We start from the raw sequence: 13,727 nt of genomic DNA on the forward strand, positions 1-13,727 counted from the left end.
GACCCTCTGACCTGTGATCAATGATGCGTCGCGGCTTGCCGGCCGAACGTTCAATCCTGGGTTCAGGATCAGCGCGCGGCAGGATTGTCGTGCTCTGCCGCGATCAGCGCGGCCATCAATGCGACGTGCGGATCGGCGCTGAACGAATTCAGGCGGTCGGGCCTGTCGAGTGTCAGGACGCGATACCCGGCACGAATATCGGTCAGTACCAGATCGCTGGCCATGATTGCCTCCCGTTGCGGCTTCTGATGACCGCAACTCGCGTGACCTGCGCTTGAATTACTATTGACCGTCCGGTCAGTCAATTATGATTCTCCGCGCGCCGCGGCGTTCCTGACCAGACGTTCATTCCGTTGGCGGAGTAGTCGTGCTGCGTGCCTACGGCTCGCCGCATCCAGGCACCCGCCGGATCTGTTCGATCAGCCGCTGCTGACACTGCGCTGGCAGCGTTCGCTCATTCGCGCACATCAGCATGGCGACGCACGCGGCCCTGGCTGTCGCACATCGAAGTCCTGTCTCAGGGCAGGGTCGCGCACCGACACACCGATGCCGATCTGCCCGCACGACAGAGAAACAACCTCGCGGTCTCGACGCAATGCGGCGCGGTCAAGGTCGGCGGCTACTATGAGATCGGGTTGAAGGACGCCGTCGAGGCCGCAGGACCGGTCGGCGCGCACGTCAAGTCGGAAGAGCCCCGCCGCTGGTGCGACCGTGATCAAATATCCGAGTGTTATGTGCCGTCACGCACACAGGCCGCTTCGATCATGCCGGTCGTGCGTATCAATCCATGCACCAATGCACGGCAACGTGTTTCACAATGTTGCCCGATGTCGCATATGTCCAATCCCCCGTCGCCTCAGTCCGAGCCTGCCGGCTATCGCGCGCATGCAAGGCAGCCCCCGGTGATCGTCGCACCCGGCGACATGAGTCGATTGCGATGCATTGAGGCGACTTGAGACCATCGAGGAGAATGTGATGAAGTTTACACTTCGAGGATATTTTCTTGCGCTCGGCGCGAGCCTGGCCTTGTCCGGCGCCGCCATGGCACAGGACATCAGTGTTGCCGTGGTCGGGCCGATGACCGGCTCGGAGGCGAGTTTCGGCCAGCAGTTCAAGAACGGTGCTGACCTCGCCATCGCCGACATCAATGCGGCGGGCGGCGTGCTCGGCAAGAAGCTGAAGCTGGAGGTCGGCGACGACGCCTGCGATCCGAAGCAGGCGGTGTCGGTTGCGGAGAAGATGGCGGGCGCGCGGATTCCGTTCGTCGTCGGGCACTTCTGCTCGTCGACCTCGATCCCCGCCTCGGATGCCTATGCCGAGGGCAATGTGCTGCAGATCACGCCGGGCTCGACCAACCCGTTGTTCACCGAGCGCGGCTTGTGGAACACGTTCCGTGTCTGCGGCCGGGATGACCAGCAGGGCATGGTCGCGGCCGCCTACATCATCAAGAACTACAAGAGCAAGAACGTCGCCATCATCCACGACAAGACGACCTACGGCAAAGGCCTCGCCGACGAAACCAAGAACGCCATCAACGCGGCGGGCGTGAAGGAAAAGCTCTATGAAGCGTACACCAAGGGCGACAAGGACTTTGCCGCGCTGGTGTCCCGCTTCAAGAAGGAGTCGATCGATTTCGTCTATGTCGGCGGCTACTACGCCGAAGCTGCGTTGATCCTGCGCCAGATGCGCGAGCAGGGCGTCAATGCCGTGCTGATGGGCGGCGACGCCCTGGTCGACAAGCAGTTCGCCGCGATCGCGGGTCCGCTTGCCGAGGGGTCGCTGTTCACCTTCTCGCCCGACCCGCGCAAGAAGGTGACCGCGGCCGCGACCTTGAAGAAATTCAAGGACAAGGGCATCGATCCCGACGGCTACACGCTTTACAGCTATGCCGCGTTCCAGATCTGGAGCCAGGCCGCGAGCCGCGCCCAGACCACCGACGCCAAGAAGGTCGCAGCGGCGATCAAGGCCGGAAGCTGGGATACCGTGCTCGGCAACATCAGCTATACGCCGAAGGGTGACATCACCCTGATCGACTACGTCGTGTACCGCCGCGACAAGGACGGCAACTACGCCGAACTGCCGGCCGGTCAATGATCGTTGGCCGCGACATCGGCGCTCCTCCCTTGTCGATGTCGCGGCGGCCGGCTCACAGCGCCAACGGATCAACCCTCGCGCCAGCCCCGGGGTGTTGGCGCGGCGCCCTCGCTCGGCCTGAGCCAGGTGTAGTTCCGCGTCGGCGATATCAGCACGATCGAGCTGGAACGGGATTTCGATGCGGTCGTCGGCCGGCTCGTCCTGATCTATGTGAAGGATCCCGCGGCGCTGGTTCGGCAATTGCTCGGTCACCTCAAGCCCGATGGCATCGTGGCGTTCCAGGATCTCGATTGGGGCGAGGGGCCGATCGCCGACCCGCCGTCGCCGCTGCTGTCGCAGGCATGGGGCTATGTGATGGAGATGTTCCCCCGGGCCGGGCTCAACAACCGGATGGGCTTTGCGTTGCACGGCGCCTTCGTCGCGGCCGGGCTTCCGGCGCCGCGCATGAGCCTGTTTGCTCCCGTCGGCGGCGGTGCGGATTTCGACGGCTACGACTACATGGGGCGAGCGGACTGCGCAGCAACCAGCCGCATATCGTCAAGCTCGGCGTCGCTACCGAGGCCGAGCTGGCGCCGGATAGCTTTGCCGCGCGCCTGCGCACGGAGGTGGTCGGCATGCAGGGCGTGTTTGCGCCGCCGACCTTCGTCGGCGCATGGTCGCGCAAACCCGGCTGAACCTCGCGGCGCTCGCGGCCGATCCGGACGGCTACACGTTCCGGCCAAAGCGCGCAGCGCCCGGGACCGGCGTGAGCCATGTCACGGCATGATCGGTATAGATTTCGATTTGAGGTCGTAGCCCCTCGATGTCGTCGAGCGTGCCGGCCTTCACCACGACCTTTCCGGGCATCAATGCGGTCCTCGCAAGAAGCGAAGACCCGCAGCGCCCGCAGAAATGGCGGTGGACCGGATGGCCGCTATCGCCCTGGTCGATGAACACCGTGGTCTCGCCGGACTGCTGATAATCGGCCTCCCGGATCACGAGGTTGAACGAAAACAAGCTGCCGCTTTGCTTCTGGCAATGCGTGCAATGACATATCGCGGCACCCCGCGGCTCGCCCTTCAGCGCATAGCGCACCGCTCCACAGAGGCAGCCACCGATCCGATCCTGCATCATGATTTCTCCGCTATTGGTCACCGGAACGGGAAGGCATCAGGGATTGCCGGTCACGGCGTCGATGAAGGTCCTGGCTGACTCCCTCAGCTGCTTGCGGCTGTATCCGGCGCGCTCCATCACGGCGAGGCCCCGCGTGAACGTCACGATGACGCGCGCCAGGCGGTTTGCATCGGCGGCGCTTCGCTTGCCCGGCGCAGTGCTGATGGCCTTGGCGATCAGCTGCTCGAGCCGGGAGAGCACGGCCTGCACGTGCTGGCGCACATCCGTGCTCGAGATGGCCGCGTCGAGCGCCGTGCGCGTGGTCAGACAGCCGCGCGGCGGCGAGCCACCCGTCATGTTGACGATGATCATGTCGAAGAAATTGCCGAGCCCCGCCGCGGTGCCGCCCTGCGCCAGCGCGTTGCCGGCCGCTTCCAGGAATTGCTCGGCATATTGATCGAAGGCGCGCAGGAAGATCGCTTCCTTGTCGCCATAGGCGTTGTAGAGGCTGCCGCGCTGCACGCCGGTCGCCTCCGCGAGATCCAGCATGGTCGCGTCGTGCAGGCCCTTGCGCCAGAACACGTCGAGCGCGGTCGCGATCACCTCGTCCTCGTTGAACTGACGCACACCTGCCATTCGGCTCGCTCCGATCATTCTTGACACTATCGTCGAGAATGACAATGATGTCAAGAATGATGCCCCGGGAGATCAGGATGATTACCGCCGTCACGTCTTTCAAATTGCCCAAGCCGGTCACGCGCGAGCAGGCGCGCGACATCTTCCTCAGCACTGCGCCGATCTATCGCGGCGTTCAGGGATTATTCCGCAAGACCTATCTGCTGTCCGAGGACGGCATGACGGCCGGCGGCATCTATTTCTGGAGTTCGAGGGCGGAGGCGGACGCTCTGTACACCGATGCGTGGCGCGCCCACGTCCGGGAGAAATACGGCGCCGATCCGACGGTGACCTATTTCGAAAGTCCCGTGGTGGTCGACAACCTTGCCCAGCAGATTGTTGCCGACGAGTAGCAGGGCGCCCGCAAGGCGGCGATGGCGGAGGCACGTCACAGCGCATTGAGCACTTTGTGCGACGGAGCGAGCGGCAGCCATTCCGGGATCCGGCGCCTGGCGAGCCAGTACGGCCGCCAAATCGCGTGCCAGGTCGAGCGGTCGAAAGGCGCGGTGCCCCATCTGCGTTGCTGGATCTCCATCCGCAACAGGTCATGGGTATGCAGCCATTGGCGCGCTGCCCACCAAACCTCGCGCGGCATCTCGGCATTTCGGATACCGGTGAGCTCGGCGATACCTGGCAATGGACCCTCAAAACGCGCCGCAACTCTCAGGGTGGCGACACGCTGCCCGCTTCGCCTGACGCTCCACAGCCGCGAGCGATTGTGAGCGAGATTGTAGCCGTAGGTGCGGAGGCAGTTCTGCATGGCTTCGGCCTCCTCCGAGATGTCCGCGGTCGAGTTCAGCGGGACGAAGTCGTAACCGGCGACGCGGCCTGGCCGCAGCCACATGTCCGCGATCGGCTCGGAGCCGAGGCAGACATGCAGCGCGATCATCGTGCGCCACGCGTCGGCAGCCGCGAGCGCCGAGCCGAACTGTATGCCCGGTGTCCACCTCCGGTCGATCAGCGCATGCCCCAACGTCGCCGGCTCTGTCGAGAACCACGCCCACAGGCTGACGAGCCGCAATCGGGCGGGATCGGCGCGCGGCGGCACACGGACCAATTCGCGCGCGATCCAGACGGTCGCCGGTCCATGCGCGAGTTCGGCGATGGTGGCGACGGATCTCAGCCAGATCGGCGCCAGCTTCGGTGATGGCGGCAGGTGGTTCGCGATCTGCCGGCGAAACAGCTCGTCATCGGGCAATCCTGTGATCGGCCCCGTGAACGTTTCCGGCGGCAGTTTTCGCAGCCACAGCGGAATGCCGGCCGCGGCCGCAGCGTCGGCGAGGGAGCACCCCTCGATGACGCATGCAAGTGCGGCCGCTGGATCGACCCCGGCTCGCGGGACCGCCAGCGTGAACAACAGCGCAGGAAAGCTTACGGCAAGGTCCGCCACGCGCATGTGCCGCCTGGCCAGCGCGCGGACCTTTCCCTGAACGTCCGGATGGTATCTCCGCAGCTGACGTTCGAGCAGCGCGGAGCGTGCGGCCTCCCGACGAGAGGTCAGCAGAAGCGTCGAGGTCATGACAATAGTTCCGCAAGCGCGGAGCCTGAGGCAGATTCGATTGTGTGGTGGGTGTCAGGATTTCACCCGGGATCCGATCCCGGGACACGCATCAAATATCGCGCGGCAAACCCGGGAAGCGCGCAGTCCTGAACATCGTCGCCTCCTTGATTGAAATTGCGGAGCGTTCCCATAGCCCATTTCTCGCCGACTGGCAACGTGAAGTTGTTCATTGCATCGGCGGCGTGATGCGCGCGCCGAGATCTCTTCACGATCCCGGCCGACGACGCTAGTCTGGTCGGAGGGGCTAACAAGAAACGACGGCGGGAGGCCGCAATGACCCAACAACAATCCTCCGATCCAGGTTCCGCGGCGCTGCCGCGCCGCAGGCTCGGCCGCACCGGGCTCGATGTCTCCATCCTCGGTTTCGGCACCGCGCCGCTCGGCGATCTCTTTGCGCGGCTCGACGACGCCACCGCGATCGCGGCGGCGGAGCGGGCGTTTGCACTGGGTGTCAACCTGCTGGATTCCTCGCCGCTTTACGGGCATGGCCTCGCCGAGCATCGCAGCGGGACGGCGCTGCGCCGCGTGGCGCGCGACGAGGTCGTCGTCTGCACCAAGGTCGGGCGCTGGATGGACCCGTTCCGCGGTCGCGGCGACGGCTCTAACTTCGTCGGCGGCCAGCCGCATCGCGCGGTGGTCGATTATTCCTATGACGGCACGATGCGCTCGGTGGAGCAGTCGCTGTTGCGGCTCGGCACCGATCGCATCGACCTGCTGCTGATCCACGACGTCGACGTCTGGACCCACGGCGCTGACGCGATCGAGGCGCGGTTTCGCGAGGCGATGGAGGGCGCCTATGTGGCGCTCGACAAGCTGCGCGCCGAGCGCGTGGTCAGGGGTATCGGGATCGGCGTCAACGAGGCCGAGATGTGCGTGCGCTTCGCCAAGGCGGGCACGTTCGACACCATGCTGCTCGCCGGCCGCTACTCGCTGCTGGAGCAACCGGCGCTCGCCGAGTTCCTGCCGCTCGCGCAGAAGCAGGGTATCGGCATGATGCTGGGCGGCGTGTTCAACTCCGGCATCCTGGCCACCGGCGCGGTTGCCGGCGCCAAGTACAATTACAAGGACGCGCCGCCGGATGTGATGCAGAAGGTTGCTGCGATCGAGCACGTCTGCCGCGCCCATGGCGTCGCGCTGCCGACCGCTGCGCTGCATTTCGCGCTGGGCCATCCGGCGGTCGCAAGCGTCGTGCTCGGCGCCCAGGCGCCGCAGGAGGTCGAGCGCAACGTCGCCGCGCTCTCGGCATCGGTCCCCGCTGCGCTGTGGCGTGACCTGAAGGCCGAGGGGCTGCTCGACCAGCATGCGCCGGTGCCGGCATGATGCGGATCGACGCCCACCACCACGTCTGGACCCTGGCGCGCGCCGATTATGGCTGGCTGACGCCCGAGCGCGGGCCGATCTATCGCGACTTCGGCCTGGCCGATCTCGCATCGTATCTCGAAGCCGCCCAAATCGAAGGCACGATCCTGGTGCAGGCCGCACCGACCGAGGCGGAGACGGCATTTTTGCTTGATGTCGCCAAGCGCGCCGAGCAGGTGCGCGGCGTGGTCGGCTGGATCGACTTCGACGCCGATGATGCCGTGGCGCGCGTTGACGCGGCTGCCGAACGCGAGCTCCTGGTCGGCTTGCGGCCGATGGTGCAGGACATCGCCGATGACGATTGGCTGCTGCGCCCCGAACTGGCGGCGCCGCTCGAGGCCATGGCGCGGCACGGCCTTGTATTCGACGCGCTGGTGCTGCCGCGCCATTTGCCGCGGCTCATTCAGGTGGTCGACCGGCATCCGGATCTGCAATTCGTGCTCGATCATTTCGGCAAGCCGAATCTCGCCACCGGCGAGATCGCGGCCTGGAAGGACGACATTGCAAGCCTGGCCACGCGGTCCAACGTCGTCTGCAAGCTGTCGGGCCTCGCCACGGAGACTGCGCCGAACTGGCAGGTCGCCGATCTGCGCGAGGCGGTGGATCATGCACTCGCATGCTTCGGGCCGCAGCGGATGCTGTGGGGCAGCGACTGGCCCGTCGTCAATCTCGCCGGCGGTTATGCGCACTGGTTCGCTGCCGCGGAGACCTTGCTCGCTGATTTGTCAAGTGAGGCGAGCGCTGCGATTTTCGGCGGCAATGCGGCGCGGGTTTATTTGTCAAGCCGCGGACGGGCAACATCCCAGAAATAGCGTGCGCGAGGCGCCAAATTTGATCCACAGCGCGCCTTGATGAATCATTCCGGGATGGTCCATAAGCGGCGTCCGCGCCGTCGGTGATCCGGCGGCGCAACGGGGTGAGAGCGTTTTCGAGCGAAGTGGCAACCGGTTCGCGTTAAGAAAACGCGACCAAACAAAAAGGCAAGAGCATGATGATCCTATTCGATCGGATCACCATGCTCGAGAGAGACGAGCGTGGCAAAAATTCATCATCAGATTGCGCAGGAGCTGGGGGTTCGCGACGAGCAGGTCGAGGCGGCGGTGACGCTGCTCGACGGCGGCGCCACGGTGCCGTTCATCGCGCGATACCGCAAGGAGCTCACCGGCGCGCTCGATGACGCGCAGCTGCGCACGCTGGAAGAGCGGCTGACGTACTTGCGCGAGCTCGAGGAGCGCCGCACCGCGGTGCTCAATTCGATCCGCGAGCAGGGCAAGCTCGATGCCGCGCTCGAAGCCCAGATCATGGCCGCCGACAGCAAGGGCCGTCTGGAAGACATCTATCTGCCGTACAAGCCGAAGCGCCGCACCAAGGCCGAGATCGCCAAGGAGGCCGGGCTCGAGCCGCTCGCCGATCTCTTGCTGACGAAGCCCGCGAACGATCCGAACGAGGCCGCCGCTCCCTTCGTCAATGCCGAGAAGCAGGTTGCCGACGTCACTGCTGCGCTGGACGGCGCGCGCGCGATCCTGGTCGAGCGCTTCGCCGAGGACGCCGACCTGATCGGCGCGCTGCGCGAGGAGATGTGGTCGAACGGCATCATGGGCTCGACCGTCCGCACCGGCAAGAAGACCGAAGGCGAGAAGTTCAAGGACTATTTCGATTTCTCCGAGCCGCTGCCGAAGCTGCCGTCGCACCGCATCCTGGCGCTGTTCCGCGGCGAGAAGGAGGAGATCCTCGACCTCGCCATCAAGCCGGAGGCGCAGGAGCCCGTCGTAGGCGTGCCCAGCCTCTACGAGCTCAGGATCATGAACCGCTTCGCGATCTCCAACCAGGGCCGCAAGGGCGATAAGTGGCTGACCGAGACGGTGCGCTGGGCCTGGCGCACCAAGATCCAGATCCATCTCAACATCGACCTGCGGATGCGGCTGTGGACCGCGGCCGAGACCGAGGCGGTGCGCGTGTTCGCCTCGAACCTGCGCGACCTGCTGCTTGCGGCGCCGGCCGGCGCGCGCGCCACCATGGGGCTCGACCCCGGCTATCGCACCGGCGTCAAGGTCGCGGTGATCGATGCGACCGGCAAGGTGGTGGCGCATACGGCGATCTTCCCGCACGAGCCGCAGCGGCGCTGGGACGAGGCGCTCGCTATCCTCGGCAAGCTCGCGATCGAGCACGGCGTCGAGTTGATCGCGATCGGCAACGGCACCGCTTCGCGCGAGACCGACAAGCTCGCCGCCGAGCTCGTCAAGCGGCTACCCGAGCGCAAGATGACCAAGATCGTGGTCTCCGAGGCCGGCGCGTCGGTCTATTCGGCCTCCGCCTTTGCCTCGAACGAATTGCCGGATCTCGACGTCACCATTCGCGGTGCGGTCTCGATCGCGCGGCGCCTGCAGGATCCGCTGGCCGAGCTGGTCAAGATCGATCCGAAGGCGATCGGCGTCGGCCAGTATCAGCACGATCTCGGTGAGGCCAAGCTGGCGCGCTCGCTCGATGCGGTGGTGGAAGACTGCGTGAACGCGGTCGGTGTCGATGCCAATACCGCCTCGGTGCCGTTGCTGGCGCGGGTGTCGGGCATCGGCCAGGGGCTGGCGCAGAGCATCGTGCAGCACCGCGACGCCAACGGCCCGTTCAAGTCGCGCAAGTCGCTCAAGGAGGTGCCGCGGCTCGGGCCGAAGGCGTTCGAGCAGTGCGCCGGCTTCCTGCGCATCAGCAATGGCGAGGATCCGCTCGATTCATCCGGCGTGCATCCGGAAGCCTATCCGGTGGTGCGGCGCATCCTCGAGGCGACCAAGAGCGACATCAAGGCGCTGATCGGCAACGCCGACGTGGTGCGGGGTCTCAAGCCGCAATCCTTCGTCGACGACACCTTCGGCCTGCCCACCGTCACCGACATTCTGCGCGAGCTGGAGAAGCCCGGCCGCGACCCGCGTCCGGCGTTCAAGGCGGCGGTGTTCAAGGAAGGCGTCGAGGAGGTCAAGGACCTCAAGACCGGCATGATCCTCGAGGGCACCGTGACCAACGTCGCCGCCTTCGGCGCCTTTGTCGACATCGGCGTGCATCAGGATGGGCTCGTGCACATCTCGGCGATGTCGCGGAACTTCATCAAGGATCCGCGCGAGGTGGTGAAGCCGGGCGACATCGTCAAGGTCAAGGTTCTGGATGTCGAGGTTGCGCGCAAGCGCATCGCGCTGACGCTGCGGCTCGACGACGAGATCGGGCCGAAGAAGGAGTCGTCGGGACCGTCGCGCGATTTTTCGCGTGGCTCTGCGAAGATGACGTCGTCAGCGCCGCGCCGCCCGCAGGAGCAGTCCGGCGGTGCGCTCGCCGACGCGCTGCGCCGCGCCGCCGAGAAGAGCGGGCGCGGCAAGCCGACCTGAGCCGTGAGAAGGGCGGCAAGCAGAGCTCGCCGCCCTCATTGTCGTTACAGCTTTCCGGCCGCGAACCTTGCCAGCGCCTCGGCGACGCCGTTGCCGTAGGCCGGATCGGCCTTGCTGCAATTCGCGATGTGCCGTTCCTGGATATGCTTCGACGCGTTGCCGACCTGCCGGGCGGTGTTGTCGAACAGTGCCTGCTTCTCGGCGGCACTCATCTTGCGGAACAGATTGCCCGGCTGCTGCCAGTGATCGTCATCCACGCGATGATCCCAATGCGCGGCCGCGCCTGACAGTTCGAGCGGCGGCTCGTTGAGCTGCGGCTGGTCGGTCCACTCGCCGTGGCTGTTCGGCCAGTAGGTTAGCGTGCCGCCCAGATTGCCGTCGGTGCGCATCGCGCCGTCGCGGTGATAGCTGTGGAACGGGCATTTCGGCGCGTTCACCGGGATCTGGTGGTGGTTGACGCCGAGCCGGTAGCGCTGCGCGTCGCCGTACGAGAACAGGCGGGCCTGCAGCATCTTGTCCGGCGAGTAGCCGATGCCGGGCACCACATTCGCCGGCGTGAACGCGGCCTGCTCGACCTCGGCGAAGAAGTTCTCTGGATTGCGATTGAGCTCGAAATAGCCGACCTCGATCAAGGGATAGTCCGCCTTCGGCCACACCTTGGTCAGGTCGAACGGGTTGAACGGGAACGCCTTGGCCTGCGCATCCGTCATGATCTGGATGAACAGCGTCCAGCGCGGGAAGTCGCCGCGTTCGATGCTGTTGAACAGATCGCGCTGATGGCTCTCGCGGTCCTTGCCGACCAATGCTTCGGCCTCGGCATCGGTCAGGTTCTGCACGCCCTGCTGGGTGCGGAAGTGGAATTTTACCCAGACGCGCTCGTTATTGGCGTTGATCATGCTGTAAGTGTGGCTGCCGAAGCCGTGCTGGTGACGGAAGCTCTTCGGGATGCCGCGCTCGCTCATGACGATGGTGACCTGGTGCAGCGCTTCCGGCAGCAGCGTCCAGAAATCCCAGTTCATGTCGGGGTCGCGCACGCCGGTGCGCGGATGCCGCTTGATGGCGTGATTGAGGTCGATGAAGCGCAAGGGATCGCGGAAGAAGAACACCGGCGTGTTGTTGCCCACCACGTCCCAATTGCCTTCATCGGTGTAGAATTTCAGCGCGAAGCCGCGGATGTCGCGCTCGGCATCCGCCGCGCCCCGCTCTCCGGCGACCGTCGAGAACCGCGCGAACATCGGCGTCTGCTTGCCGATCTCGGAGAAGATGCTGGCCTTGGTGTATCGGGTGATGTCGTGGGTCACGGTGAAGGTGCCGTACGCGCCGGCGCCCTTGGCGTGCATCCGCCGCTCCGGGATCACTTCGCGGTGAAAGTGCGCCAGCTTCTCGATCAGCCAGACGTCCTGCAGCAGCGCCGGCCCGCGCGGCCCCGCCGTCATGATGTTCACATTGTCGGCAACGGGGGCGCCGGAGGCGTGGGTCAGAAATGGTTTTTTGATTTCGTCGCTCATCGGAAGCTCCTTGCATCGCGCATTGGGTTGCGGCCGGCGAACAGGGAGAGCCCGATGATCGACATAATGTGATCAGGCGACCGATCTCTCGACGACGTCGTCCGTCTTGGATTGGCTCACGATTAGAAAACTCGCCTGATCGCTTCAACGACAGCCATCCGCTGATTTCAGCCAAATGTCCGTCGAACCCGGCCAACGCCGACGCGGCTCCCGATCCACGCATTTACCGCACCGGCGCGTCGACGCGCCAATCCTAAATCCGGCGTCAGAATCTGGCGCATTTGTCAGTTGAAGTCGGACGTGCGTCTTCTGATCATCCTCGGCGTGCGGCGATACGAGGTTCGCCGCGGTCCCAATCAGGGAGGATTTCATGAAGAACAGACTCTTCACGTTTCTCACGGCGGCGACGCTCGCGGCCAGTGTTGCGCTTGCGCCTGCAGCCATCGCCAGAGGGGGCGGCGGCGGAGGCGGTGGACATGGCGGTGGCGGTGGCTTCGGCGGCGGCCACGGTGGTGGCTTTGCTGGCGCCATGGGTGGCGGCATGCATGGCGGCGGCTTCGGCGGTGGAATGCATGGCGGCGGTTTTGGCGGCGGCATGCGTGGCGGCGGCACGGCGTTCGCTGCCATGGGCGGCGGTGGGCATTTCGCCGGCGGTCATTTCGGTGGCGGTCCCCGCTTCGCGGGCGCACCGGCATTCGGACCGCGATTTGCCGGCGCCGGATTCCATGGCTCGCGCTTCTTCCATCATGGCGGCTTTTTCCATCATCACCGCTTCCACCGTCGCTTCGCGTTCTTCGGCGCGCCGTACCTCTATGCCGGCTACGACTACAGCTGCTGGCGCAGGACGTGGACGCCCTACGGACTGCAATGGGTCAATGTGTGCGGGGACTATTGGTGATCGCCCAATCAACCGCACCGTTGTCGCGGCCGTCGCCAGACGTTCCATCCTGCCCCGGAATGGGATAGTCTGGCGGCGACCGTCGCGGGGCGCTCGGAGAGTTTGAGAACTCGGGGAGTTCGAGACAACTCGGAGAGTTCGAGACAATGACCGGAGCTCACCGCCGTATCCTCGTCGTCGAGGACGATCCTGAAACCGCGGGTCAGCTCGTCGAAGAGCTCACCACCAGCGGCTATGACGTCGATCTGGCTGCGAACGGCCGTGAGGCGCTGAGCCAGGGCGCGTCGCGCGACTACGCCGTGATCACGATCGATCGCATGCTGCCCGATATCGACGGCATCACGGTGATGCGCCAGATGCGCGACGACGGCATCGCCGTGCCGTTCCTGATCATCAGCGCGCTCGGCGAGGTCGATGATCGCGTGCGGGGCTTGCGCGCCGGCGGCGATGATTATCTGGTCAAGCCGTTTTCCTTTGTCGAGCTGCTGGCGCGGCTGGAGGCGCTCGGCCGCCGCAGCGAGACGGTCGCCAAGGAGACCATCCTGCGCGTCGGCGATCTCGCGGTCGACCTGATCGCGCGGACGGCAAGCCGCCGCGGCCGCAAGATCCCGCTGCTGCCGAAGGAATTTCAGCTGCTCGAATACCTCGCCCGCAACGAGGGCCGCGTGGTGTCGCGCGCCATGCTGCTGCAGCACGTCTGGGACCTGCACTTCGATCCCTCGACCAACATCATCGACGTCTATGTCGGGCGCGTGCGGCGCAAGGTCGATGACCAGCAAGCCTATCCGTTGATCCACACGATCCGCGGCATCGGATACTGTCTCCGTGCTCTTGGCTAAGACCTTCCGCTCGTCGACGTTCCGCCTGGCGTTGATCGCCATCGGCATCTTCGGCCTGATCGTGTCCGCGATCTTCGCTTACGTCTATTGGTCGACGTTGTCCTATGTGCGCGATCGGTCCGACCGCGCCATCATGACCGAGCTGGCGAGCCTCGACGATGCGTATGCGCGGTCCGGCCGCGATGGCCTGACCGCATTGATCGCGCAACGCATCGCGGACAAGGACTTTGCCGATCATGTCTATCTGTTGGCTGACCCCGGTGCGGCGGTGCTTGCAGGAAATCTCAAGCAGTGGCCGGCGGAGGCCGCTGGACAGGGATGGACCGAATT

General features: G+C 65.3%; 12 protein-coding genes and 1 pseudogene. 8 read left to right on the forward strand and 5 right to left on the reverse strand.

Going from position 1 to position 13,727, the window contains the following annotated elements; genetic code table 11:
• Nucleotides 1-68 precede the first annotated feature (68 nt).
• Nucleotides 69-224 (reverse strand): hypothetical protein, encoded by a 156-nt coding sequence (locus ACVILL_RS22285; protein ID WP_456730999.1) that lies wholly within the window; start codon nucleotides 222-224, stop codon nucleotides 69-71.
• 751 nt (nucleotides 225-975) lie between these two features.
• On the opposite strand from ACVILL_RS22285, the gene ACVILL_RS22290 reads away from it, so the two are divergent.
• Complete coding sequence (locus ACVILL_RS22290; RefSeq protein ID WP_456731000.1) at nucleotides 976-2,094, forward strand: branched-chain amino acid ABC transporter substrate-binding protein; 1,119 nt, start codon at nucleotides 976-978, stop codon at nucleotides 2,092-2,094.
• A gap of 144 nt (nucleotides 2,095-2,238) precedes the next feature.
• Nucleotides 2,239-2,889: pseudogene (locus ACVILL_RS22295) on the forward strand (class I SAM-dependent methyltransferase); the annotation flags it as partial.
• Here the strand turns inward: ACVILL_RS22295 and ACVILL_RS22300 are convergent.
• The gene (locus ACVILL_RS22300) at nucleotides 2,800-3,207 is read right to left on the reverse strand and encodes a GFA family protein (protein WP_456731001.1); all 408 of its coding nucleotides are present in this window, start codon (nucleotides 3,205-3,207) and stop codon (nucleotides 2,800-2,802) included. The pseudogene ACVILL_RS22295 and the gene ACVILL_RS22300 overlap by 90 nt on opposite strands.
• A 36-nt stretch (nucleotides 3,208-3,243) precedes the next feature.
• The gene (locus ACVILL_RS22305) at nucleotides 3,244-3,822 is read right to left on the reverse strand and encodes a TetR/AcrR family transcriptional regulator (RefSeq protein ID WP_456731002.1); all 579 of its coding nucleotides are present in this window, start codon (nucleotides 3,820-3,822) and stop codon (nucleotides 3,244-3,246) included.
• Nucleotides 3,823-3,899: 77 nt separating this feature from the next.
• Between ACVILL_RS22305 and ACVILL_RS22310 the strand changes: the two genes are divergently transcribed.
• Nucleotides 3,900-4,214 carry a monooxygenase gene (locus tag ACVILL_RS22310; RefSeq protein WP_456731003.1) on the forward strand — a complete coding sequence of 105 codons (315 nt, stop codon included), beginning with the start codon at nucleotides 3,900-3,902 and terminating at the stop codon, nucleotides 4,212-4,214.
• Between the two features lie 35 nt (nucleotides 4,215-4,249).
• Here ACVILL_RS22310 and ACVILL_RS22315 read toward each other — a convergent pair whose 3' ends face one another.
• Nucleotides 4,250-5,380 (reverse strand): hypothetical protein, encoded by a 1,131-nt coding sequence (locus ACVILL_RS22315; protein ID WP_456731004.1) that lies wholly within the window; start codon nucleotides 5,378-5,380, stop codon nucleotides 4,250-4,252.
• A 315-nt stretch (nucleotides 5,381-5,695) separates the two neighbouring features.
• On the opposite strand from ACVILL_RS22315, the gene ACVILL_RS22320 reads away from it, so the two are divergent.
• From ACVILL_RS22320 to ACVILL_RS22330, 3 genes are all read left to right on the forward strand, one after another.
• Nucleotides 5,696-6,742 (forward strand): aldo/keto reductase, encoded by a 1,047-nt coding sequence (locus ACVILL_RS22320; RefSeq protein WP_456731005.1) that lies wholly within the window; start codon nucleotides 5,696-5,698, stop codon nucleotides 6,740-6,742.
• Nucleotides 6,739-7,593, forward strand: a complete 855-nt coding sequence (locus ACVILL_RS22325; RefSeq protein WP_456731006.1) for an amidohydrolase family protein — start codon at nucleotides 6,739-6,741, stop codon at nucleotides 7,591-7,593. The genes ACVILL_RS22320 and ACVILL_RS22325 overlap by 4 nt, the downstream gene beginning before the upstream one ends.
• Before the next feature lie 222 nt (nucleotides 7,594-7,815).
• Nucleotides 7,816-10,152, forward strand: a complete 2,337-nt coding sequence (locus tag ACVILL_RS22330) for a Tex family protein (RefSeq protein ID WP_456731007.1) — start codon at nucleotides 7,816-7,818, stop codon at nucleotides 10,150-10,152.
• A 44-nt stretch (nucleotides 10,153-10,196) separates the two neighbouring features.
• Here the strand turns inward: ACVILL_RS22330 and ACVILL_RS22335 are convergent, their stop codons facing one another.
• Nucleotides 10,197-11,660, reverse strand: a complete 1,464-nt coding sequence (locus ACVILL_RS22335; protein WP_456731008.1) for a catalase — start codon at nucleotides 11,658-11,660, stop codon at nucleotides 10,197-10,199.
• Between the two features lie 370 nt (nucleotides 11,661-12,030).
• Between ACVILL_RS22335 and ACVILL_RS22340 the strand changes: the two genes are divergently transcribed.
• Together ACVILL_RS22340 and ACVILL_RS22345 are read left to right on the forward strand one after the other, a co-directional pair.
• A complete protein-coding gene (locus ACVILL_RS22340; RefSeq protein WP_456731009.1) occupies nucleotides 12,031-12,558 on the forward strand; it encodes a hypothetical protein in 528 nt (175 codons plus the stop codon).
• A 146-nt stretch (nucleotides 12,559-12,704) separates the two neighbouring features.
• Nucleotides 12,705-13,397, forward strand: a complete 693-nt coding sequence (locus ACVILL_RS22345; protein WP_456731010.1) for a response regulator transcription factor — start codon at nucleotides 12,705-12,707, stop codon at nucleotides 13,395-13,397.
• Nucleotides 13,398-13,727 lie beyond the last annotated feature (330 nt).

It is taken from the genome of Bradyrhizobium sp. USDA 3364, assembly GCF_054056355.1.